The organism is Streptomyces griseus subsp. griseus (genome assembly GCF_003610995.1).
In the GTDB taxonomy this organism is placed as follows: domain Bacteria; phylum Actinomycetota; class Actinomycetes; order Streptomycetales; family Streptomycetaceae; genus Streptomyces.
Map to the genome: position 1 here is coordinate 2,700,199 of NZ_CP032543.1, position 23,073 is coordinate 2,723,271.

Consider the following 23,073-nt stretch of genomic DNA (forward strand, 5'->3'; position numbering starts at 1 on the left):
CTGGACCGGCTGAAGATCGGGGCTCCGCCCCGGACCCCGCTCCTCAAACGCCGGAGAGGCTGGAAGGGCGCCGGAGAAGCTGGGAGGGCGCCGGGGCGGCTGGGATGGCAGCGGAGGGGCTGGGACGGCAGAGCCGTCAGGCGCGGATCAGAGCCAGTACCTCGTCCCGTACCGACTCCATCGTCCGCTCGTCCCTCGCCTCCACGTTCAGGCGCAGCAGCGGTTCCGTGTTCGAGGCTCGGAGGTTGAACCACCAGTCCGGGGACGTGACCGTCAGGCCGTCCAGGGTGTCGAAGGTGATGTCGTCGCGGGTGCCGTAGGCCGTCCTGACCTTGGTCAGGCTGGCGGTCTGGTCGGTGACCGTGGAGTTGATCTCGCCGGAGCCGGCGTAGCGGTCGTAGGCCGCCACCAGGTCCGAGAGGGGAGCTTCCTGGCCTCCCAGGGCGGCCAGGACGTGGAGGGCGGCGAGCATGCCCGTGTCGGCGTTCCAGAAGTCGCGGAAGTAGTAGTGCGCCGAGTGCTCGCCGCCGAAGATCGCGCCGTGCTCGGCCATCTCCGTCTTGATGAAGGAGTGGCCGACCCGGGTGCGGACCGGGGTGCCGCCGTTCTCGCGTACCACCTCGGGGACCGACCAGGAGGTGATCAGGTTGTGGATGACGATGCCCTCGCCACCGTTGCGGGCCAGTTCTCGGGCGGCGACCAGGGCCGTGATCGCGGACGGGGAGACGCCGGCGCCCCGCTCGTCGACGACGAAGCAGCGGTCCGCGTCGCCGTCGAAGGCGAGGCCGAGGTCGGCGCCCTCGGCGAGGACGCGGGCCTGGAGGTCGACGATGTTCTTCGGGTCGAGGGGGTTGGCCTCGTGGTTGGGGAACGTCCCGTCCAGCTCGAAGTAGAGCGCGACGAGGTCGAGGGGCAGGCCCTCGAAGACCGTGGGGACCGTGTGGCCGCCCATGCCGTTGCCCGCGTCGACCACGACCTTCAGGGGTCGGATCGCCTTGAGGTCGACCAGGCCCCGGAGGTGGGCCGCGTAGTCGGTGAGGGTGTCGCGTTCCGTGATGGTGCCGGGGGTGGCGGGTGCCGGGGGTTGCGGGACGCCTTCCGACCACTGTTCCACCAGTGTGCGGATCTCCCTCAGGCCGGTGTCCTGGCCCACCGGCGTCGCGCCCGCCCGGCACATCTTGATGCCGTTGTACTGTGCCGGGTTGTGCGAGGCCGTGAACATCGCGCCCGGGAGGTTCAGCGCCCCCGACGCGTAGTACAGCTGGTCCGTGGAGCAGAGGCCGATGAGCGTGACGTCCGCGCCCCGGGCCGCCGCGCCCCGGGCGAAGGCGCCGGACAGGGCCGGTGACGTGGGGCGCATGTCGTGGCCGATCACGATCGCGTCGGCTGCCGTGACCTGGACGAACGCGGCTCCGAACAGCTCGGCCAGCGATGCGTCCCACTGGTCGGGCACCACGCCACGGACGTCGTACGCCTTCACGAGCTGCGACAGATCAGCAACCACGGCCGGTCCTCCTGGTGTCTACGGAGAGTCCAAACTACCCGGCCGGGTGATACCGGAAGAGGTGGCCTCAGGAGTCCGGTGAGCGCAGCACCCTCAGGTGGCCTCGGCGGGCGACCTCCACCGGGTCGGCGGCGCGGGGGCCCCTGCCTCCGCCGTCCGGTCCGCGGTCGTGCGGCCGGGCCGCTTCCCGTACCGCGTTGGCCAGGGCTTCGAGGTCGTCACCGCTGGGCTGTGCGGGAGCGGAGCCGTCGGAGAGGCGCACCACCTCCCAGCCGCGTGGCGCGGTCAGCCGCTCACTGTGCTCGGCGCAGAGGTCGTAGCAGTGGGGCTCGGCGTAGGTGGCGAGCGGGCCGAGGACCGCAGTCGAGTCGGCATAGACGTACGTCAGTGTCGCGACGGCAGGGCGGCCGCACGCGGTGCGCGAACAGCGACGTACAGGGCTCACGATGTTGGACGGTACCGCACTCTTGAGCGGGCTGCGACGACTCTCCCCCGGCTCACCCCACCGTGTCGCCCTGTGGTCCCCACCACACCCCCGCCCCCGGTGGCCCTCCTGACCTGCGGGGCGGTGGGGGCGCGGAGCGGGGCGAGTGGTCCCGGGGGCGCGCGCCGGGGCGGGTGGCCGGCGTTCCGCACACCGTCGATGATCGGATCAGGGGCCTGAAAAGTGCTCAACCTTGGCCTGAATGTTCAGCCGGGAACGAGACAACCGGCGGCAGGGCCGAGAGCGGGGTGTCCGGCCGGGAGAAACCGTCGCGGGGGCCGTGTCGTCGGCACGATCGGGCCGCCCCTGGGAGCGTTACGCTGCGTCGGTGATGGACAGCTCCGTACCTCCCCCCCACCCCTTCGAGCCGCGGCCCCGGCGCCGCGACCGTCATGGCCGCGGTATGCGGGGCCCGTCGCGCCACCCCAGGTGCCGCTGTCGCGCAGCCGGGGTGAGGTCTTCCGCGATCTGGTCCAGGACTCGGTGGAGCGGCTGGAGCGGCGCTGGCCCCAGCTGGCCGAGGTCGACTTCGTCGTGCTGGATGTGCCATCGGAGCTGGAGGAGAGCGTTCCGCTCGGCGGCGCCGTACCGGCGGCCAAGGGCCGGCCCGCCCAGATCGTCGTCTACCGGCGGCCCGTGGAGATCCGCACCAAGACCCGCGACGAGCGGGCCCTGCTGGTCCACGAGGTCGTCGTGGAGCAGGTCGCCGAGCTGCTGGGGCTGGCCCCGGAATCCGTCGATCCGCGGTACGGGCAGGACTGAGCCCGCCCGTAGCCGGAGCAGGAGCCGTAGCTGCGCCCTGCCCGTCCGAACCGTAGCTGTGCCGTGCGGCCGGACCCGTACCGCCTGAACTTCCCCTGCCCGGCCGGCCCGCGCCCCTGCCCGTACCGCTCAGTCGTCCAGTACCGACAGGTCCTGCCGCGACGACGGCACCACGACCGTGCCGCCGTCGTCCGGCAGCGTCTGCACGGTGAACATCTGGACGCCGTCCTTCGGGAGAACCAGCGCCCGTGACGCGTGCACCGGGCCGCCGGACACCGTCTCGACGGTCAGCGCGTACGCGCCCTTGAGACCGGCCGGGGGCTTCGGGGTGACGGCCATCGTCGTACCGGCCTTGACCGTGTACGTCTCGACGGCCGCCTCGCCGCCCCCGGTCCCCGCCGACGTGGTCACCTTCACCTCGGCGTCCGCGCCGGGCGCGGCGAGGGAGAGCGTGGAGCCCTTGGCGCGGTTGTCGGTGACGCTCGCGCGGTCGCCCACCGGGCCGGTGGCCGGGATGTAGGCGTACTCCTGCTTGGCGCCGGTGCCCCGGACCACGCGCAGGGCGGCCACGATCGGGGTGGCCCGGTTCTTCTCGACGGGGGTGAGGCGCAGGGAGCCCGGTTCGCCGCGGGTGATGTCCTTCAGGTCGATCGTGGCGGTCATCCCGGACTTGATGTGGAGGGTGTCGTTCCCGGCCGGGGCGAACGTCGTGTTCTTCCCCATCAGCTGGACCTTCACGTCCGCGTCGTTCTCGCCGGGCGCGTACGCCACCAGCTGCACCGACGTGGCGTCGGCCGGGATGCCGGGCATCACCAGGCTGCTGGAGGGGTCCGCCGCCGCGGTGAGCCAGTCGGTGCCCGAACCGTCGTCGGCGGTCAGGAGGACCGCGCCGACCCGGCCGGAGCGGGTGGTGACGTGGGCCGTCAGATCGTCGGCGGACTCGTCGGTGAGGGTGGAGAGCAGGAGCGCGACGCTGGAGCGGGCGGGCACCGTGATGCCGTCGCCGACCTCTGAGGTGACCGCGCCCTTGGCGCCGAACAACTCGATGTCGGCCACGGCCGCGCTGTCGTCGGGGTTGGTGAGGTGGAGATAGTCCTGGCGCGAGCGCGCGGTGCTGGCGCCGGGGAACCAGAAGTCGGTGTCCGGGGCGGTGCAGCGGACCCCGAGGAGGCCCCGGGAGCCGCCCACGGTGACCGTGGTGGTCTGCTGGGCGGCCCAGCCGGGGGCGAGGCTCCCGGTGGCCGTGCCGACGAGGGCCGGGGCGTCGGCGCCGTCGGCCTCGGCGAGGACCGGCTTTCCGGGCTCCCTCACCGCGAGGAACGGCTTGTCGGCCTCCGCCCGCGCCTTCTTCGCGGCCTCCTCGGCCTTCTTCGCCTTCTTGGGATCGGTCTCGGCCTCGTCGTCGAGGACGGGCAGGGCCGGCTTCAGCTCGGCGGTGCCCTTCGCGTCCTCGCCCTTTCCGGCCCCGGTTCCGGGCGGGGTGAACGAGGTGTACGTCGTCTCCGCGAGGTCGGAGGTGCTGGGCGCCGGGCAGACCAGGCTGGAGCGTTCGACCGGCAGCCGGGAGGCGGTCGCGGTCTCTTCGGCGGCCGTGCCCTCGGGGGCGTTGAGCGAGGCGAAGCCGGTGATGGCGGCCAGGGCGACGGCGCCCGCGATGAGGGACAGGTGGGTGGACTTCACTCGGACTCGCCTCGCGATGCGTTACGGGTCTGCCAGGGGGCCTGGCCAGGGGTGTCGGGCTGCTCGCCGGTCTCGGCGGGGTGCTGGGCGGGATCGGCGTACCGGGGCTGCTCGCCCGTGTACTGCCCGTACTGGTCGTACTGCGCGTACTGGCCGGGGCCGCCGTACTGGCCGCCACCGTCGCCCTGCTCGCCGCCGTACTGCTGCTGTTGCTGCTGTACGTACGGGTCCTGGGCGCCGTAGCCGCCCTGGTCCGGGTAGCCGGAGCCGGCCGGGTAGCCGGGGTCGTGCTGCGTGTACGGGTCCTGCTGGTACGCGGCGTAGTCGCCCTGCTGGTAGGTGGTCGGCGCCTGCTGGTCGGCACCCTGGTACTGCTGCCCGTCCCACTCCCCGTGACTCTGCTGCGGGAGCACCGCGTAGCCGCCGTTGGTGTCCTGCTGGTCGTAGCCGCCGCTCTGCTGGCCGGGGATGTACTCCCCCGGAGCCGGAGCGGCCGCTTCCGCCGGTGCGGACGGTGGCAGGGGCGGCGGGATCTCGCCGGCTCCGTCGGCCGGGTGGCCGTCCTCGGCGGCCTCGGCCGCTGCCGCCTCCGCCTCGGCCGCCGCGCGGAGCCTGCGGGCCCGGCGGCCGTCGCCGTCCGCGTCGGCGGCGGCGACCGCGAGCGCCTCCTCGGGCAGGTCGTCGTCGATCTCCCGGCGGCGGCCCGGCAGGGCCATGACCACCAGGACCACGGCGAGCGCGCCCTGGGTCCAGAGCCAGACGGTGTGGGTGAAGGGGGCGTCGTAGGTCAGGTCGAGGCGGCCACCGCCCGCGGGCAGTTCGAAGCCCTGGGCCCAGCCGTCGACGGTCACCCGGGTCAGCGCCTGACCGTCGACCGTGGCCTGCCAGCCGGGTGCGGCCTCGTCGGCGATCCGCAGGATGCGGCCCTCGTCGCCCGCCGGGATCCCGGAGTGGGCCTCGACCGGCCCGGAGCCGACCGGAAGACGCTCGCCCTCACCGCCGGCCGGGACCACCATGACCCGGGCGACCTGGCGGTCCACCCGCCACAGGGCGCTGCCGTCCAGCTGGCTGAGGCGGCTGAGGCCCGGGGTGGTGTCGAGGACGCGGCTCATCTGGCGCGGTGCTCCGTCGCGTACGAGGACGTAACGGATGGCGAAGTTGCCGAGCTGGCCGCCCTGGTCGGCGCCGGAGCCCGCGACCAGGTTGGCGACGACCTTGTCGAGGTGGCTGTTGGAGCCCGCCGCCTCGGTCAGTTCGCCGTCGCCGAGGCGGGCGCCGGAGCCCCGGACCAGGCTGTACGAGACGGCCTCGGGCGAGGTGCCGCCGAGGACGAGGGTGCGCGCCTGGTCCTGGGTCGAGCTCTCCTCGGCCACGAACGCGGGCACCTGCACGGGGTCGCGGCGCTCCAGGGGGCCGTCGGCGCCGCCGATCATCCAGCCGACGGCGGCCAGGGCCGGGGCGAGCCCGGCGGCCAGGGCGATCAGGGCGGCGACGGGCTGGCGCCAGCCGAAGCTCTGCTCGGCGACCCGGACCCGGGCCCCGTCGGCGCCGACGAGTGCGGCGGCGATCAGGGCGGCACCGTAGACGAGGGTGGCGGGTCCGGCCCAGGTGGAGCCGTTGGCGAGGGCCGCGAAGAGCAGGCCGACCAGCGCGGTGGCCCAGGCGGTCCGCACGGCGAACTGCCGGTCCTCGCGCAGCAGGGCCGCGAGCGCCGCCAGCACGACGCCGAGGAGCAGGAAGCTGCCTGCCGCCTTGGGGCCGCCGGGGCTGATCCCGAGCAGGTCGAACGCCGAAGCAGTCCCCGTACCGATGTCCAGGCCCGCTTCCCGCAGGAACGCGGACGGGTCGGTGAGGAGCGTCAGCGACCACGGGGCCAGCACCAGCATCGGGGAGCCGACGGCGGCGAGGAAGCGGAGCCCGTACGCCGCGATGTCCTGGCGGCGCAGCGCCAGCACGCCCAGGCCGAGGACCACGGCGAGCGGCCAGACGACCGGGGTGAAGGCGGTCGTGACGGTGAGGAGCAGGGCGAGCGCCCAGGTCGCCCGCCAGCTGCCGCGCGGGGCGTCCGGGTCGGTGCCGTTGCGGAGCCCGTGGGCGGCGACGGCGGCGCGGGCGATCAGCGGGAGCAGGACGAGCAGGACGGCGGTGCCGAGGCGACCGGTGGCCAGGGCGCCGGTCGCGGCGGGCAGGAAGGCGTACGCGACGCTCGCCCAGGCCCGCAGGAGCCGCGAGGGGAGCAGCGGGCGGGAGGCGAAGTACGCGGTGAGCCCGGCCAGCGGGACCGAGCAGACCAGGATCGCCGCGACGGCGAAGCCGGTGGAGCCGAGGAAGAGGGCCGAGAGGGCGGCGAGGAGCGCGAGGTAGGGCGGGGCGGTCTCGGTGGAGCCGGTGGAGATCGTGTGCCACGCGTCCGCGTACCGGTCCCAGAGCTCACCGGCCTCCGCCGGGGCGGGCAGCAGGCCGCCGCCCGCGAGGGAGCCGCCGGTGAGCAGGTTGCGGCAGGCGATGAGGGAGACCACGAGCAGCAGCGCGAAGAGGACCGGGCCGGGTTTGCGGCCGATCCGCTTGAGCCGCGCGAACTGGTCGACTTCGAGGAAGTCCGCGTCGTCGCCGCCGGGCCCGGACTCGACGGCCCCGTGCCGCGAACCGCTGGACTCGGCCTCGCCCTTGTTGCCGAAGTTGCCCGCGACCTGTTCGACGGTGGCGCGGACGGTGGCGCCGGGCGGTGGGAAGAGCGCGCGCAGTTCGGCGGCGTCGACCACGCCCTTTCCGCGCTCGCGGCGGGCGGCGAGGATGCGGCCGGGCCGCAGCAGGGTGCCGAGGAGGCCGGTGACCTCGTCGAGTGCCTGTCCGGGGACCTTGCCGACGAGGTAGGCGAGGGTACGCAGGAGGGTGCCGACGACGAGCCGGAGCAGGACCCAGGGCAGGGCCTTGGCGCGCGCGTTGACGAGCATCGTGTAGACCGCGCCCGCCTTGTCGACGCGGTGCGGGAAGGCGACCGAGCGGCCGGCGCAGTCGATGGGGCGGCGCTCGCGGGCGGCCGCCTCGGCGTGGCGCAGGACGGCGTCCGGGGCGACGAGGACCCGGTGGCCGGCGAGGTGGGCCCGCCAGCACAGGTCGACGTCGTCGCGCATCAGCGGGAGGCCGCGGTCGAAGCCGCCGAGCTCCTCGTAGACGTCGCGGCGGATCAGCATGCCGGCGGAGGAGACCGAGAGGACCGTACGGACCTGGTCGTGCTGGCCCTGGTCCTGCTCGCGGCGGTCCAGCCCGGTCCAGCGACGGCCGCTGTTGGCGATGGAGACGCCGACTTCGAGGAGCTGCTTGCGGTCGTACCAGCCGCGCAGCTTGGGCCCGACGATGGCGGCGTGCCGGTCGGTGTCGACGACGCGCAGCATCGCGGCGAGCGCGTCCGGCTCGGGTGCGCAGTCGTCGTGGAGCAGCCAGAGCCACTGGACCGGTTCGCCGTGCGGCAGCTCCGGCAGGTCGTAGTTCTCGTCGACCCAGGCCCGGGTCACCGGGTCCCAGCCGCCGGGGCGCTTGAGGTAGGGCAGGTCGTCGGGGGTCAGCGGCCCGGCGGTGCGGGCAGCCTCGTCGACGGCGGTGCCGAAGCTCGTACGGCGGGCGAGGTGCAGGACACGGTCGTCGCCGAGCGCCTCGGTGACCAGCCGGGCGGAGTCGTCGGCGCTGCCGGTGTCGGCGGCGACGACGTTCTGTACGGGGCGTTCCTGCCCGAGCAGCCCGGCCAGCACGTCGGGCAGCCAGCGCGCGCCGTCGTGGGAGACGAGCACGGCGGTGACGACGTGCCGGGGGAACTCTGGGGCGGCGGCGACCGCGTTCGGCGCCGCCGAGTGGCTGTGCACGGACATCGAGGTACGGGCCCTCCGGCCGGGTCCGGGGGCGTATCCCCGGGGGCTGCATCGGTGTACACGCGCGCCCCGGCGGGGCGTTGGCGCATCTCGGACGGGGCCCCACACTAACGGTACGGATACCTGGGGGTGGCCCGGAGCGGGTGCAAGCCCCTGGTGCGCGGGGGTCCCGGACAGGCCGACGGCCCGTCGCCCGCTCCCCGGGGAGGGAGTGGTGGGCGACGGGCCGTCGGGGTGTGGTCCTGGGGAGCCCTGCTCGGGAAAGGGCTGCCGGGGCCGGAGGCGAAGGCCGGGGGCCGGGGAAGGCGCCTGGATCGCTGCCTACGTGCTCCTTGGAGCGACGCCGTTCAGGTCGCTGCTTTCATGTCTCTCGCAGCTTCTTGAGGGGGCGTGGTCAAGCTCGCCGGCTTCATGCTTCTCAAGTCTTCATCAAGGCGGCGTCGTTCAGATCGCTGCCTTCTTGAGGCGGCGTCGTTCACGTTCGGAAAGTCCGCCCCAGATGCCGAAGCGTTCGTCGTTGGCCAGCGCGTACTCGAGGCACTCCGAACGCACCTCACAGGCGAGACAGACCTTCTTGGCCTCGCGGGTGGATCCGCCCTTCTCGGGGAAGAAGGACTCGGGATCGGTCTGGGCGCACAGTGCGCGCTCCTGCCAGCCGAGTTCCTCGTCCGCGTCCTCGACCAGCAGTTGCTGGAACAGCTCGGTCATGTGCGCCCCTCGTCTGTCTCTTGCGTCCCGTGATGCGGCCGTTACTGACTGGTCACGACCGAACGACACGAGTGAAATTACAAGTGTGTATCTCCGGGGCAGTCAAGCGAGGATCTGCTATTGGCCCAGGGATTCACTCTGCGGAACCAAGCGTATGCGGAAAGTGTTCAAATCACCAAAAACCTGACATATGCCACCCGCGCCACTTCATCACGCCTTCCCCCGGTCAAGACGATCAGGGGTGCTCTTGTGTTGCGATTCGATCACTGTAGCGACCAAGATCACATTCGGGTCACAGACCCTCGGCCAGGTTTGGAGGTGCGGGTGATGCGCCATTTCTCCGCCTTCAGCGGTGAACAAACCTTTCTCCTGACACGACAACCGGAAGGGGTGAAACATTGCCCCCAAATCGGGCATTGGGTTGACAGGGAGGGATGCAGCCGGTCTCCTTGATCTCATGTCAGCGATCGCAGCGATGCAGCTCACCCACGTCCGTGGGTTCCGCAGCGCTGTCCAGGCCCGCTGTTGCTGTTCCAGCTGTCACAGCTGTTGATGCCGTAGTGCTCCAGCTCTGATCCAGCTTTTTTCCCCCCCGCTTTTCCGGCTGCCCCGTGGCTCTCTTCTCTCCACGGCCGCCGACGCTCCACGCGACTCCCCCGCACGTGCACCCCCATGCCGAGGATCCACCGCACCCATGAACAGCGACAGCGACCTTCAGATCGCCGGCGACATCCTTGAGGTCCAGCACCTCCTGCAGCCCGCCCGCGAGCACCCCTCCACCGTCTCCGAGTTCGTCGGCCTCGCCCGCTCCATCGCGGCCGACCGCTCGCGCTGGGCCGGACTCGTCCGGTACGACACCACCACCCGCTGGTACCACCGCCTCCAGACGGTTCCCCCAGCTCCCGGCTCCGCTCGAGCAGGGGAGGCCCCACTCGGCTACGAGGTGTGGCTGCTCAGCTGGGTGCCCGGACAGGGCAGCGGGCGCCACGACCACGGCCGCTCCGCCGGTGTACTCACGGTCCTCGAAGGCGAGTTGACCGAGCACACCGAGCGGGGCCGTCAGGCGCTCGGCGCCGGTGCGCAGCGCGCCTTCGCCCCCGGATACGTCCACGAAGTGGTCAACGACTCGCTCGAACCGGCCGTCAGCCTGCACATCTACTACCCGGGTCTGACCGAGATGCCGATGCACGCCGCGCAATGCGCCCCGACGGCCGTGGATGTCGTACCCGCCTGACAAACTGCTGTGCATGCGCATTGTTGTTCTGGCCGGCGGTATCGGTGGTGCTCGTTTTCTGCGCGGCCTCAAGCAGGCCGCGCCCGACGCGGACATCACGGTCATCGGCAACACGGGTGATGACATCCATCTGTTCGGGCTGAAGGTCTGCCCCGACCTCGACACCGTGATGTACACCCTCGGCGGTGGCATCAACGAGGAGCAGGGCTGGGGGCGGACCGACGAGACCTTCCAGGTCAAGGAGGAGCTCGCGGCGTACGGGGTGGGGCCCGGGTGGTTCGGTCTCGGCGACCGCGACTTCGCCACCCATATCGTCCGTACGCAGATGCTCGGCGCGGGCTATCCGCTCAGCGCCGTCACCGAAGCGCTCTGCGCCCGCTGGCAGCCGGGGGTCCGGCTGCTGCCCATGTCGGACGACCGGGTCGAGACACATGTCGCCGTCGAGACGGACGGCGAGAGCAAGGCCATCCACTTCCAGGAGTACTGGGTGAAGCTGCGCGCCTCCGTCGAGGCGCAGGCGATCGTGCCGGTCGGCGCGGAGCAGGCGAAGCCGGCACCGGGAGTGCTGGAGGCCATCGCCGCCGCCGACGTCATCCTCTTCCCGCCGTCGAACCCGGTGGTCTCCATCGGCACCATCCTCGCCGTGCCCGGGATCCGGGAGGCGATCGCCGAGGCCGGGGTGCCGGTCGTGGGCCTCTCCCCCATCGTCGGGGACGCGCCCGTGCGGGGTATGGCGGACAAGGTGCTCGCGGCCGTGGGCGTCGAGGCCACGGCGGCCGCCGTGGCCCAGCACTACGGGTCGGGGCTGCTGGACGGCTGGCTGGTCGACACGGTGGACGCGGGTGCGGTCGACGAGGTCGAGGCGGCGGGGATCCGGTGCCGGGCGGTGCCGCTGATGATGACGGACGTGGACGCGACGGCGGAGATGGCCCGGCGGGCGCTGGAGCTGGCGGGGGAGGTGGGGGTGTGAGTGCTCCTGCCGATGGTGCCGGTGGTGGTCGGGCTGCGGCTGGTGGGGGTGAGGTTGTGGCTTCCGGTGGTGGGCCTGTGGCCGGTGGTGGAGGGCTTGTGGCCGGTGGTGCGCCTTCTTTTCGGGTGTGGGCCCTGGGTGGGATTCCCGAGGTGCGCGCCGGTGACGATCTCGCCAGGCTGATCGCCGGGGCCGAGCCGGGGCTGGTCGACGGTGACGTCCTGCTCGTCACCTCGAAGATCGTCTCCAAGGCCGAGGGCCGGATCGTCCAGGCCGCCGACCGCGAGGCCGCCATCGACGCCGAGACCGTACGGGTCGTGGCGCGGCGCGGGGCCCTGCGGATCGTGGAGAACCGGCAGGGGCTCGTCATGGCCGCCGCCGGGGTCGACGCCTCCAACACCCCGGCCGGGACCGTGCTCCTGCTGCCCGAGGACCCCGACGCCTCCGCCCGGGCCATCCGGGACGGGCTACGGAACACCCTGGGCGTCGAGGTCGGCGTCGTCGTCACGGACACCTTCGGGCGGGCCTGGCGCAACGGGCTGACCGATGTCGCCATCGGGGCGGCGGGGGTGCGGGTGCTGGACGATCTGCGTGGCGGGACGGACGCGTACGGGAATCCGCTCAGCGCCACGGTGGTGGCGACGGCGGACGAGCTGGCCGCCGCCGGAGATCTGGTCAAGGGCAAGGCGGCGGGGCTGCCGGTGGCCGTGGTGCGGGGGTTGCCGCATGTGGTGGCCCCTGACGCCGTGGACGACTCCGGTGCGCGGGCGCTGGTGCGGAGTGCGGCCGACGACATGTTCCGGCTCGGGACGTCGGAGGCGGTACGGGAAGCGGTGACCCTGCGGCGTACGGTGCGCGAGTTCAGCGATGAGCCGGTGGATCCGGGGGCCGTGCGGCGGGCGGTGGCGGCGGCGGTGACCGCGCCCGCGCCTCATCACACGACGCCCTGGCGGTTCGTGCTGCTGGAGTCCGCCGAGTCGCGGACGCGGCTGCTGGACGCCATGCGGGACGCCTGGATCGCGGATCTGCGGCGCGACGGGAAGAGCGAGGAGTCGATCGCGAAGCGGGTGCGGCGCGGGGATGTGCTGCGCAACGCGCCGTATCTGGCGGTGCCGTGTCTGGTGATGGACGGGTCCCACGCGTACGGGGACGAGCGGCGGGACACGGCGGAGCGGGAGATGTTCGTGGTCGCGGCGGGGGCGGGGGTGCAGAACTTCCTGGTGGCGTTGGCCGGTGAGCGGTTGGGGTCGGCGTGGGTGTCCTCGACGATGTTCTGCCGGTCGGTGGTGCGGGAGGTGCTGTCGTTGCCGGAGTCGTGGGATCCGTTGGGGGCGGTGGCTGTGGGGCATGCGGTGGGGGTGGCTCGGGAGCGGGCTGTTCGGGATGCGGAGGACTTTCTCACCGTGCGGTGAGGTGGGGTGGCGGGGCGTTGGGGGGCTGGGAACGGTGGGGCCGGGTGCGGGGGCGGTGGGGCCGCTGCGCGGGGCCTCTCCCCTACCCGCCCCTTCCCGAAACCGGGGCTGTGCCCCGGAGCCCCCTGGTCCTCAAGCGCCGGACCGGCTGAAGATCGGGGCTCCGCCCCGGACCCCGCTCCTCAAACGCCGGAGAGGCTGGAAGGGCGCCGGAGGGGCTGAAATTGGCTCCGGAGGGGCTGGCTTGGCGGACCCAGGAGGTCTGCGGTGGGCTACAGCGCCGCGATGTTCCCCGGGGTCATCCTCGGGCCCCTGCGCTCCGGGGTTCGGCCCGACAGCAGGATCAGGCGCGTCGCCCGGTGGCGTTGGCCCTTGTACGGGGTCAGGAGGGCCAGCATCTCCTCGTCGTCCGCGTGGCGGTTGTCCGCCAGGGCGTGGCCCACGATGCCGGGGAGGTGGTAGTCGCCCACCGTCACCGCGTCCGGGGCGCCGTTGGAGCGCTGGAGGGTTTCGGCGGAGGTCCAGGGGCCGATGCCGGGGATCAGTTCCAGGCGGGCCGTGGCCTCGGCCAGGGGCATCCTCGACGCCTCCTCCAGCCTGCGGGCCACCCGTACCGCACGCATGATCGTCGACGAGCGCTTGGCGTCCACTCCCGCCTTGTGCCACTCCCAGGACGGGATCATCGCCCAGGTGCGCGCGTCCGGCATGACGTGGAGGCCCAGTTCGGCGGTCGGACCGGGGGCCGGGGTGCCGTAGCGGCGGACCAGGAGGCGCCAGGCGCGGTAGGCCTCGTCCGTGGTGACCTTCTGTTCCAGGACCGATGGGATCAGCGACTCCATCACCAGGCCCGTGCGGAGCAGCCGCAGGCCAGGACGCCGGTGCTGTGCCGCGGCGAGCAGGCGGTGGTGCGGGGTGAACGCGTCCGGGTCGTCGTCGGCGCCCAGGAGCGCGGGGAGGCCAGCGAGCAGCCACTCCGCCCCCGGGCCCCAGGCCTCGGCCCCGACCCGGTCGCCACGCGCCACCACCCGCAGGGTGCCCGGGCCCTCCGGCGTCCGGGTGGCCCGCCAGAACCTGCCGTCCGCCGTCATCCGGAACGTGGGGTCGGCCGGTCCCCTGCGCAGCGGGCTCAGCACCAGACGCAGGTCCAGCGGGCCCGGCGGGGTCCACTCCCGGGTCAGGGGAGGACCTGCGGGCAGGGCCGTGGCAGAGCCCGCGACCGTGCCCCGCGTCGCCGGAGCTGCCTGGTGCGGCAGGGCCGGGCGGGCGGTGCGCGGGGCGAATCGTCCTGCCACGGGTGGGACCTCAGGGTGGTGGTGCTGGAAGTGTCCTCTTGAGGGTACGGGCCGGGCCTCGCCCTACTGGTCCGAGGAGAAGCGGATCGAGGCGTCGGGGAGGACCGCCCCGCACCAGATCCTGACCCCGTCGCGCAGTTCGTTGTCCGCGCCCACCCGGGCGCCGTCCCCGATCACCGCGCCGCTCAGCACCGTACGGCCGCCGATCCTCGCGCCCGCTCCGATGAGCGAGTCCGTGACGACCGCGCCCGCTTCGACCACCGCTCCGTCCAGCACCGTGGAGCCGTCGATTCTCGCGCCCCCGCCGATCACCGCGTCGGCGCCGATCACCGTGCCGCCGGTGAGCTTGGCGTCGGCTGCCACCGTGGCTGTCTCCAGGACCAGGCGGTCGCCGCAGCGGCCCGGAACGGCAGGGGACGGGGCGCGGCCCAGGACCAGGTCGGCGGAGCCGCGTACGAAGGCCTGCGGGGTGCCGAGGTCCAGCCAGTAGGTGGAGTCGACCATGCCCTGGAGGTGGGCGCCGGAGGCGAGGAGGCCGGGGAAGGTCTCGCGCTCCACGGAGACCGGGCGGCCCGCGGGGATGGTGTCGATGACCGAGCGCCGGAAGATGTACGCCCCGGCGTTGATCTGGTCGGTGACGATCTCCTCGGGCGTCTGCGGCTTCTCCAGGAAGGCCGTGACCCGGCCGGTCCCGTCCGTCGGTACGAGGCCGAAGGCGCGCGGGTCCTCCACCCGGGTCAGGTGGAGCGAGACGTCCGCACCGGAATCGTTGTGCGTGGCGACCAGGGCCCGGATGTCGAGTCCGGTCAGGATGTCGCCGTTGAAGATCAGGACGGGCTCGTCCGGGCCCGAGGACAGCTTGGCCGCGACGTTGCGTATCGCGCCGCCGGTGCCGAGCGGCTCCTGCTCGGTGACGTACTCGATGTGCAGACCGAGCGAGGAGCCGTCGCCGAAGTACGGCTCGAAGACCTCGGCCAGGTAGGACGTGGCGAGCACGATGTGCTCCACCCCGGCCGCCCTGGCCCGCGCCAGCTGGTGGGTCAGGAAGGGGACCCCCGCCGCCGGGACCATCGGCTTCGGGGTGTGCACCGTGAGCGGGCGCAGCCGGGTGCCTTTGCCACCGACCAGGAGAATCGCTTCTTTTGCCTCTGTCACAGCACCGTCTCTGCTTTCCTGCTGGGGCCTGGCCTGGATATGGCTGGCCAGTCTAAGCAGACCGGTCGGACGTGCCCCGGTCAGCGGCCCTGCAGTTTGGCGGAGGTGGTCCGGGCCGTGCCGAGCTTCTTGTAAAGACGCGCTCCGGGGCATTCGGTTGCGAACCCGTCCCGATGGCCCGAGATGACGTTCATCTTGACCTTCACGCCCGCCTTGTACTTGTTGCTGCCGCCGGAGACGAGCGTCACCTTGCCCTTCGGGTTCTTGCCGAACAGGCCGAGCTTCCAGGCCGTGAGCTTGGAGACGGCGGTCACCGCGGCGGCGGGCGGGTTGGTGGAGCCGTAGGAGCCGAGTACGGCGATGCCCATGGTGTTGGTGTTGAAGCCCAGGGTGTGGGCTCCGAGGACCGCCTTGGTGACGCCGCCGGCCCGGCCCTCGTAGATGGTTCCGCACTTGTCGACCGCGAAGTTGTAGCCGAAGTCGCGCCAGCCGCTGCTCTTGACGTGGTAGCGGTAGATGCTGCGCAGCACCGAGGGGGCCTGCTTGCAGGTGTAGTTGTTGCCGGTCGCGCTGTGGTGCACGAAGGCGGCCTTGACGGTCTTCGTGTACGCGAAGTTCTTCTCGCGCAGCTTCTCGTCGGCGCCCCAGCCCTTGCGGGTGACGATGCCCGGACGCGGGCCGATGTAGGGCTTCGCGCCCGGCGCCAGCTCCATCGACTCCAGCGTCTGGGCCCGGGTCAGGGCCGGGATGACGGTGGCGCCGAGTTCGGCGAGTTCCGCGTTGACGGCCGAGGCAGCGGCGGTCTCGGCCGTGAGGACCTCCGGCAGGACGTTCGGCTTCGCCGGGGTGTCGGCGAGGACGGCGGGGACGGCCGCCCGGTTGGCGGGGGCGCCCCGGGCGGGCTCCGGAGCCGTGTCCTCGCCGGGGCCCTCTCCGGGGTCGACGAGCTCCAGGCGCATGCCTTCCGGCAGGGGGACGGGGGTGGCGGCCCGGTCCCGCGAGTCCTGGGCTTCGTGGGACTCCTGGGCTTCCCGGGACTTCGGGTCTTCCGGACGTACCCGTACCTCTACGCCGTCCGAGTCGCCGACCCAGAGCGGAGCCGTCGCGCCCCGCACCGTACGCCCTTCGCGCTCGGCGCTGCCGAGGTCGGCGGCGTGCTCGGCGTTGTGCGTCTCGACGTCCTGCCAGTCGGACCAGCGCGTGGTGCCGGTGGCGCGGGTGCGGACCTGGACCGTGCCGTGCAGCTCGGCCTCGGGATCGTCCCAGACCACGCCCACCAGGGAGAACGGACGGGCGTCGCGCTGGGGCAGGCCCTGGACCAGCGGCGCTCCCGCGACCCGGTTCGAGGGGGTGGCGAGGGGGGCCAGGGGGAGCGACTGGGTGGAGCCGGCGGGTTCGGCTGCGGATGCGGCCTCGGCTTCGGCCACGCGGGGTTCGGGGGTGTCGGAGGGGCTGGAGGTATCCGTACCGGGGGCGGTTTCGGGCGTGTCAGGGGTGGGGGCCTCCCGCGTCGTCGCCCCGGCCTGGGCCGAAGGCGGTCCCGCACCCGGTGACGCCGGGGAGGTGAAGGGGGGCGGGGCCGAGGCGGAGTGGGGAGCGGGGGCGGAGGCCGCGGGGGCGGCGAGCGGCAGGGTGAGGGCCGCTGCACAGGTGACGCCGACTGAGGTGACAAGTAGTGCACGCATACGCACGATCCTCGCCATAACCAGACAAGTCCGGCTACCCGGGCGGAGAGCCATATCTGATGAGGTGTCTGCCGAACCGGTGTACGTGACACCCGTTCAGCCCGCCCCGCACAGCGCCCCCGCGTACTCTTGCGCGGATGAACTCCAGCGACCGCACCGCCGCCGACCTGCTGCGATCCGCCCTCGCCGCGGACCCGGCCCGCCCACTGGTCACCTTCTACGACGACGCCACCGGAGAACGCGTCGAACTGTCGGTGGCCACCTTCGCCAATTGGGTGGCCAAGACCGCCAACCTGCTCCAGAGCGACCTGGCCGCCGAGCCCGGCGACCGGCTCGCCCTGCTCCTCCCCGCGCACTGGCAGTCCGCGGTCTGGCTGCTCGCCTGCTCCTCGGCCGGGGTCGTCGCCGACGTCCAGGGCGACCCGGCCGCCGCCGACCTCGTGGTGAGCGGGCCGGACACCCTGGAGCGGGCCCGGGCCTGCCGGGGTGAGCGGGTCGCGCTGGCGCTGCGCCCGCTGGGCGGCCGTTTCCCGCAGCCGCCCGCGGGCTTCGCCGACTACGCCGTGGAGGTGCCGAGCCAGGGCGACCGCTTCACGCCCTACGCCCCGGTGGACCCGGAGGCCCCCGCGCTGACCGTGGGCGGGGTGGAGCTGAGCGGGACACAGCTCGTCTCCAAGGCCCGCGAGGACGCCGAGGCCCTCGGGCTCGCACCGGGGTCCCGGCTGCTGACCGGGCACACGTACGACACCTGGGAGGGGCTGAGCACCGGTCTTTTCGCGCCACTGGCCTCCGGGGGGTCCGTGGTCCTCTGCCGCCACCTCGGGGAGCTGGGCGCGGAGGGCCTGGCGAAGCGGGTCGAGAGCGAACGGGTCACCAACACGGCGGTATGAAAAGCGCCCTGAGGTGCACTCGTCCGGCCCACAGCGGGCCGAGCCCCCGATAACGATCGACGACGGGGGTAGATGATCGGCGGTACAGACCACTCTCCGGTAGTGCACAACCAAGCGTGAGGTTCAGCCGTCTACTCCTGCGACCGGCGGCCTATCGCGCCGCCGAACGTGAAGGATGGACGCAGACGTGACCGACAGTGCTGGCACGCCGGCCGAACCGGACGACCCGGCCGGGGAAACGCCGCAGGGCAGGTCGCAGGAAGAGCCGGGGGCCGAGGACTCGAAGAACGAGTCCGAGCCCGGGCCCGCGAACGAGCCCCCTCAGGACGAGACTCCGGACGCCGAGGGCGGGACCGACGCCGATGCCGGTGCCGGTGCCGGTGCCGGTGCCGAGGCTGCCCCGGGCGCCGGTGCCGACGCCAAGGCCGGTGCCGGCGCCGGTGCGGGTGGGGGTGCCCCCGACGCCCTGGCCGACGCCGCCGCCGGCCAGGGCGAGGCCCCCGGCGTACAGACCTGGGCCGATCACCCCAAGGACGGCAGCGCCTCCCGCCGTAAGCGGCCGTGGCTGCGCTGGGCCGCCCTCGGTGCCTCGTTCCTCGTGCTGGTCTCGGCGGGGGCGGGCTGGTGGCTGTACAAGAAGCTCGACGGCAACATCACCACCGACACCGGCGCCGCCGCCGAGCTGAAGGTGTACGAGAAGGAGCGGCCCACCCCGGTCGTCATGGATGCCCAGAACATCCTGCTCATCGGGTCGGACAGCCGGGCCGGCGACAACGGCAAGTACGGCCGTGACGACGGCGGCAGCCAGCGCTCCGACACCACGATCCTGCTGCACCTCGCGGCGGACCGGAAGAGTGCGACGGCGGTGTCCCTGCCGCGCGACCTGATGGTGGAGGTCCCCAGCTGCCACACCGGGGACGACAAGGAGACCCGGGAGCAGTTCACCCAGTTCAACTCGGCCTTCGAGCTCGGCGGCACCGCCTGCACGATCCGTACCGTGGAGCGGATGACCGGCATCCGGATCGACCACCACATGGTCGTCGACTTCAACGGGTTCAAGGACATGGTCGACGCCGTGGACGGGGTCGAGGTCTGCCTCAAGGAGCCGATCGACGACAAGGACGCACACCTGGAGCTGCCGGCCGGGCGGCAGACGCTGAACGGCGAGGAGGCGCTCGGCTACGTACGGGCGCGCAAGACCCTCGGCGACGGCAGCGACACCGAACGGATGGAGCGCCAGCAGAAGTTCCTCGGCGCCCTGGTGAACAAGATGCAGAGCAACGGCGTCCTGCTCAACCCGACGCGGCTCTACCCGGTCCTGGACGCGGCGACCAAGTCGCTGACGACCGACCCGGGCCTCGACTCGCTGCGGGACCTGTACGACCTGGTGCGGAGCATGCGGGACGTGCCGACCGACCAGGTGCAGTTCCTGACCGTGCCCCGGCAGCCGTACCGTCAGAACCCGAACCGGGACGAACTCGTCGAACCGGACGCGGGGAAGCTCTTCAAGCAGCTGCGCGAGGACAAGCCCGTGGCCGTGGTCCCGGCGGACGAGCTCAAGGACGCCGAGAAGGAAAAGAAGAAGGACCAGGAGCAGGACGGGAAGCCGGACGACGCCGGCTCCGAAAGTCCGACCCCGACACCCACCTATTCGGGTTCGAGCGCTGCGGACGACCTGTGTAAGCAGTAAAGCAATTGCCAAGACATAGAAGACAATCGGCGCCTAATGGGAAGAATGACCGGTTGTAAGGAGCGTGGTGTGGGTCACGCGCGTCGCTCCTTCACGAACCGGGCGGATAGTGTGACGCGATCCGGTACTTCCGGCCATCAGGTCGTGCGCTGCTGGAGCGAAGGAATGAGCGCCTTGCCGGGGGAAGGCGCCTCGCGTGGCACCGACGGAGGACTCAAACAACCGTGGATGCGCAAAGCCGTGGGCGGGCGGACGATATCGACCCCGCAGACCAGTGGGTGCTCAACCCGCACACCGGCAATTACGAACTGCGACTGGATCAATCCGCTGGGGAGTCGCCGGTCGCCGCGCGTACCACCACGGCCGAGGGTTCCGGGCGTCGCACCGAATCCCCCGACGGCCCACGCCGCGAGGTGCCCGCGCAGCGCAGCCGCCGGTCCGTCCAGAAGGCCGCGCGCGGCCCGGAGGCCGGCGGCGCGGGACGCCGTAAGCGCAAGTCCCCGAAGGCGCGCCGCAAGAAGGCGCTGATGTGGACGGGCGGGGTGACGGCGTTCGTCGTGGTCGCCGCCGGGGTCGGCGCGTACGTCCTGTACGAGCGGTTCAACGGCAACATCAGCACCATCGACATCGGCGACGCCGGCAACAAGGACGTCCTCAGCGACGGCCCGATGAACATCATGATCATCGGCACCGACAAGCGCACCGGCAAGGGCAACGAGGGCTACGGCGACAAGGGCAGCGAGGGCCACGCCGACACCAACATCCTCTTCCACGTCTCCGAGGACCGCACCAACGCGACGGCACTCAGCATCCCGCGCGACCTGTGGACCGATATCCCGGAGTGCGAGACGGTCCAGCCGGACGGGTCGAAGAAGACGATCCCCGGCACCTCCGGCGTCCGCTTCAACGTGAGCCTCGGCCAGGAGGGCCGTAACCCGGGCTGCACCATGCAGACCGTCGAGGCCATCACCGGCATCAAACCCGACCACTTCATGATGGTCGACTTCAACGCGGTCAAGGAGCTGACCACGGCGGTCGGCGGCGTCAAGGTCTGCATGGCCAAGCCGATCGACGACCCGAAGTCCCATCTGAAGCTTCCCGAGGGCGAGTCCACGGTGGCGGGCGAGGACGCCTTGGCCCTGCTGCGTACCCGGCACAGCTTCGGCAACGAGAGCGACCTCGACCGGATCAAGGTGCAGCAGCAGTTCCTGGCGTCGATGATCCGCGAGATGAAGTCGAGCGACACCCTCACCAACCCGTCCAAACTCTTCAAGCTGGCCGACGCGGCGACCAACGCCCTCACCGTCGACCAGGGCATCGGCAGCGCGAAGAAGCTGATGACCCTCGCGCAGGAGATCGGCAAGGTGGACGCCAAGAACATCACCTTCGTGACGATGCCGGTGGTCGACAACCCGGCCGAGGCGGTCCGGGCCACCGTCGTCCCGCATCCCACCCAGGCGGAGCCGCTCTTCGCGATGATGCGCTCCGACACGTCGCTGACCGAGGTGAAGCAGAAGGAGAAGGCCGCCAAGAGCAAGCAGGCGGCCCTCCTCAAGGGCCCGAAGGCCGCTCCCGCCGACGTACGCGTGGACGTCCTCAACGGCGGTGAGATCGCGGGCGCGGCGGGTGCGACCGTCACCTGGCTGCAGAACCAGCAGGGCGTGCTGAAGTCCACGAACAAGGCCAACGCCCCCGACAAGATCAAGAAGACGACGCTGGAGTACGCGCCCAACCAGGCCGACCAGGCCCGTGCGCTCGCCGAGATGATGGGCCTGCCCGCCGCGGCCATGAAGCCCGGCACCGCCGACGCCGAGGGGCTGGAGGCGATGGTGCTGACGCTGGGGTCGGACTTCAAGGGCGCGGGCATTCCGATCACGGGCCCCGCGAAGATCTCGGACGACGTGGAGCGGGCCAGCGCCGACAAGGCGGTCTGCTCCAAGTGACGGCCGGCGGCCGCGCCACAGCGGGAATCTGAACAGCATGGGGGGTCCGGTGGGACGGAGCAGTACGCCCGGGGAGGGGACACGGTCACGTGTCCGCCACGCAGATCGGCCTGGTGAGGGTGGGGACCCGCACGAGGACAGCGACGGGGACGGCGGAGGCCGGACGAGCGGTGAAACCACCGCGCAGCGCCGGGCCGGCTCGCGGGGGCGGGGCGGCCAGGGCCAGGGCGGGGACGGCGGCGTACGCAGCGGCCGCCGCGCCCCGAAGAGCGGCAAACGGCGCGTCCTGCGCTGGGGCTCCGCCGTGCTCGCCCTGCTCATACTCGGCGCCGGTGGGGCCGGCTACCTCTACTACGAGCACCTCAACGGCAATATCAAGAAAGAGGATCTGACTCTCGGCGACAAGCGGATGGCCGACCACAAGGCCAACGCCGCCGGGCAGACCCCGCTCAACATCCTGCTCATCGGCTCCGACGCCCGGGACTCCGAGGCGAACCAGAAGCTGGGCGGTGCCAAGGAGACCTTCGGTGCTCCCCCGCTCGCCGATGTGCAGATGCTGCTCCACCTCTCGGCGGACCGCTCCAACCTCTCCGTGGTCAGCATGCCGCGCGACACCATGCTCAAGATGCCCAAGTGCACGGCCCCGGACGGCGAGGTCTTCCCGGCCAGCACGGGGGACGTTCAGACCAACCAGAGCCTGGGCCGCGGTGGTCCGGGGTGCACGGTGGCCGCCTGGTACGAGCTGACCGGCATCCGGATCGACCACTTCATGATGATCGACTTCGCCGGTGTGGTCTCGATGGCCGACGCGATCGGAGGCGTTCCCGTCTGTGTGGACGCCAACATCTACTCCCGCGGCGCCAACGGCCGGGGCGGCTCCGGACTGAAGCTGGAGAAGGGCACCACCTCGGTCAAGGGCGAGCAGGCCCTCCAGTGGCTGCGCACCCGGTACGGCTTCGAGGACGGCAGCGACCTGGCACGGGCCAAGGCCCAGCACCAGTACATGAACTCGATGGTGCGCCAGCTGCGCAAGGGCACCAAGCTCAGCGACCCGGGCAAGCTGATGAACCTGGCCGAGGCCGCGACCAAGGCGCTGACGGTCGACAAGGGGCTGGACACGGTCAAGAAGCTCTACGACCTGGCCGAGGAGCTGAAGAAGGTCCCGACGAAGCGCATCACGATGTCGACCATGCCGAACGTGTACGGCACCGGCGTCAACGCGGGCCGCGTGTACCCGAAGGCGGGCGACGCCGAGCAGTTGTTCCGGATGGTCCGCGAGGACATGCCGCTGGACGGCAAGGCGTCCAAGCGGAAGAAGGCGGAGCCCAAGGACCCGTCGGCGCCGGTCGGTGAGATCGCCGTGGCCGTACGGAACGGGACCGCCACCGACGCCCAAGGACCGGTCCCGGGGCGGGCGGGTGACGTGGAGAAGCTGCTCAAGGAGGCGGGCTTCGCGAAGGCCACCGTCGACCCGGACAACGTGGCGGGGTCGACGCGGACCTCGATCCTGTATCCGAGCGCGGATCTGGAGGGCGACGCCCAGGCGGTCGCCAAGGCGCTCGGGGTCCCGATCTCTCAGGTGAGGAGGTCGACCGACGTCTCCGGCATCTCGCTCGCCGTGGGCGCCGACTGGCGCGAGGACGGGTCCTACCCCGTCTCCAAGGGCACGGAGAAGACCCCGGAGTCGGCGGGCGCGCAGAACGGCGAGGAAGAGGGCTGCATGAAGGTCAACCCCCAGTACAGCTGGTGACCCGGTAGCGGAGAGCACGTATGCGAAGGGCCCCACCGGTCGTCACCG

Annotated in this window: 16 protein-coding genes; 8 read left to right on the top strand and 8 right to left on the bottom strand. The window is 72.0% G+C overall.

Annotated elements, in window-relative coordinates:
• Positions 1-136: 136 nt before the first annotated feature.
• Both D6270_RS12295 and D6270_RS12300 read right to left on the bottom strand, forming a co-directional pair.
• Complete coding sequence (locus D6270_RS12295; RefSeq protein ID WP_109165372.1) at positions 137-1,504, bottom strand: phosphomannomutase/phosphoglucomutase; 1,368 nt, start codon at positions 1,502-1,504, stop codon at positions 137-139.
• Between the two features lie 67 nt (positions 1,505-1,571).
• Positions 1,572-1,949, bottom strand: coding sequence for a DUF3499 domain-containing protein (locus D6270_RS12300; protein WP_204117128.1), 378 nt, complete (start codon positions 1,947-1,949; stop codon positions 1,572-1,574).
• A 468-nt stretch (positions 1,950-2,417) separates the two neighbouring features.
• Here D6270_RS12300 and D6270_RS12305 point away from each other — a divergent pair, with 468 nt between their 5' ends.
• Positions 2,418-2,750, top strand: coding sequence for a metallopeptidase family protein (locus D6270_RS12305; RefSeq protein ID WP_151414669.1), 333 nt, complete (start codon positions 2,418-2,420; stop codon positions 2,748-2,750).
• Positions 2,751-2,879: 129 nt separating this feature from the next.
• Here D6270_RS12305 and D6270_RS12310 read toward each other — a convergent pair whose 3' ends face one another.
• The 3 genes from D6270_RS12310 to D6270_RS12320 all read right to left on the bottom strand — a co-directional run bounded on the left by D6270_RS12310 (position 2,880) and on the right by D6270_RS12320 (position 9,004).
• Entirely contained in the window at positions 2,880-4,430 is a 1,551-nt protein-coding gene (locus D6270_RS12310; RefSeq protein ID WP_109165370.1) for a DUF5719 family protein, read from the bottom strand.
• Complete coding sequence (locus D6270_RS12315) at positions 4,427-8,296, bottom strand: glycosyltransferase family 2 protein (RefSeq protein WP_109165369.1); 3,870 nt, start codon at positions 8,294-8,296, stop codon at positions 4,427-4,429. Before D6270_RS12315 ends, D6270_RS12310 begins: the two co-directional genes overlap by 4 nt.
• A gap of 444 nt (positions 8,297-8,740) precedes the next feature.
• On the bottom strand, positions 8,741-9,004 hold the full coding sequence (locus D6270_RS12320) for a WhiB family transcriptional regulator (protein ID WP_014046372.1): 264 nt from the start codon (positions 9,002-9,004) through the stop codon (positions 8,741-8,743).
• Between the two features lie 694 nt (positions 9,005-9,698).
• Between D6270_RS12320 and D6270_RS12330 the strand changes: the two genes are divergently transcribed.
• The 3 genes from D6270_RS12330 (at position 9,699) to D6270_RS12340 (ending at position 12,620) form a co-directional block, all read left to right on the top strand.
• Positions 9,699-10,238, top strand: coding sequence for a cysteine dioxygenase (locus D6270_RS12330; RefSeq protein ID WP_109165368.1), 540 nt, complete (start codon positions 9,699-9,701; stop codon positions 10,236-10,238).
• A gap of 13 nt (positions 10,239-10,251) precedes the next feature.
• A complete protein-coding gene (gene cofD, locus D6270_RS12335; protein ID WP_109165367.1) occupies positions 10,252-11,208 on the top strand; it encodes a 2-phospho-L-lactate transferase in 957 nt (318 codons plus the stop codon).
• 98 nt (positions 11,209-11,306) lie between these two features.
• Positions 11,307-12,620: a coenzyme F420-0:L-glutamate ligase gene (locus D6270_RS12340; protein WP_343236518.1), complete on the top strand. Its 1,314-nt coding sequence runs from the start codon at positions 11,307-11,309 to the stop codon at positions 12,618-12,620.
• A 272-nt stretch (positions 12,621-12,892) separates the two neighbouring features.
• Here the strand turns inward: D6270_RS12340 and D6270_RS12345 are convergent, their stop codons facing one another.
• From D6270_RS12345 to D6270_RS12355, 3 genes are all read right to left on the bottom strand, one after another.
• Entirely contained in the window at positions 12,893-13,912 is a 1,020-nt protein-coding gene (locus tag D6270_RS12345; protein WP_109165365.1) for a DNA-3-methyladenine glycosylase family protein, read from the bottom strand.
• A gap of 63 nt (positions 13,913-13,975) precedes the next feature.
• Entirely contained in the window at positions 13,976-15,067 is a 1,092-nt protein-coding gene (locus tag D6270_RS12350) for a mannose-1-phosphate guanylyltransferase (protein ID WP_109165364.1), read from the bottom strand.
• Between the two features lie 80 nt (positions 15,068-15,147).
• On the bottom strand, positions 15,148-16,752 hold the full coding sequence (locus D6270_RS12355) for a peptidoglycan recognition protein family protein (protein WP_109165363.1): 1,605 nt from the start codon (positions 16,750-16,752) through the stop codon (positions 15,148-15,150).
• 137 nt (positions 16,753-16,889) lie between these two features.
• Between D6270_RS12355 and D6270_RS12360 the strand changes: the two genes are divergently transcribed.
• The 4 genes from D6270_RS12360 to D6270_RS12375 all read left to right on the top strand — a co-directional run bounded on the left by D6270_RS12360 (position 16,890) and on the right by D6270_RS12375 (position 23,025).
• On the top strand, positions 16,890-17,642 hold the full coding sequence (locus D6270_RS12360; RefSeq protein WP_109165362.1) for a TIGR03089 family protein: 753 nt from the start codon (positions 16,890-16,892) through the stop codon (positions 17,640-17,642).
• Positions 17,643-17,829: 187 nt separating this feature from the next.
• Complete coding sequence (locus D6270_RS12365; RefSeq protein ID WP_391040312.1) at positions 17,830-19,332, top strand: LCP family protein; 1,503 nt, start codon at positions 17,830-17,832, stop codon at positions 19,330-19,332.
• A gap of 224 nt (positions 19,333-19,556) precedes the next feature.
• Positions 19,557-21,275: an LCP family protein gene (locus D6270_RS12370; protein WP_109165360.1), complete on the top strand. Its 1,719-nt coding sequence runs from the start codon at positions 19,557-19,559 to the stop codon at positions 21,273-21,275.
• A 37-nt stretch (positions 21,276-21,312) separates the two neighbouring features.
• The gene (locus D6270_RS12375) at positions 21,313-23,025 is read left to right on the top strand and encodes an LCP family protein (protein ID WP_204117127.1); all 1,713 of its coding nucleotides are present in this window, start codon (positions 21,313-21,315) and stop codon (positions 23,023-23,025) included.
• The last annotated feature ends 48 nt before the right edge of the window (positions 23,026-23,073 follow it).

Excerpts from the sequence above, each read along its gene's own strand:
- D6270_RS12315 (WP_109165369.1), bottom strand. The coding sequence starts at position 8,296 with ATGTCCGTGCACAGCCACTCGGCGGCGCCGAACGCGGTCGCCGCCGCC.
- D6270_RS12320 (WP_014046372.1), bottom strand. The coding sequence starts at position 9,004 with ATGACCGAGCTGTTCCAGCAACTGCTGGTCGAGGACGCGGACGAGGAA.
- D6270_RS12330 (WP_109165368.1), top strand. The coding sequence starts at position 9,699 with ATGAACAGCGACAGCGACCTTCAGATCGCCGGCGACATCCTTGAGGTC.
- cofD (WP_109165367.1), top strand. The coding sequence starts at position 10,252 with ATGCGCATTGTTGTTCTGGCCGGCGGTATCGGTGGTGCTCGTTTTCTG.
- D6270_RS12355 (WP_109165363.1), bottom strand. The coding sequence starts at position 16,752 with ATGCGTGCACTACTTGTCACCTCAGTCGGCGTCACCTGTGCAGCGGCC.
- D6270_RS12360 (WP_109165362.1), top strand. The coding sequence starts at position 16,890 with ATGAACTCCAGCGACCGCACCGCCGCCGACCTGCTGCGATCCGCCCTC.
- D6270_RS12375 (WP_204117127.1), top strand. The coding sequence starts at position 21,313 with ATGGGGGGTCCGGTGGGACGGAGCAGTACGCCCGGGGAGGGGACACGG.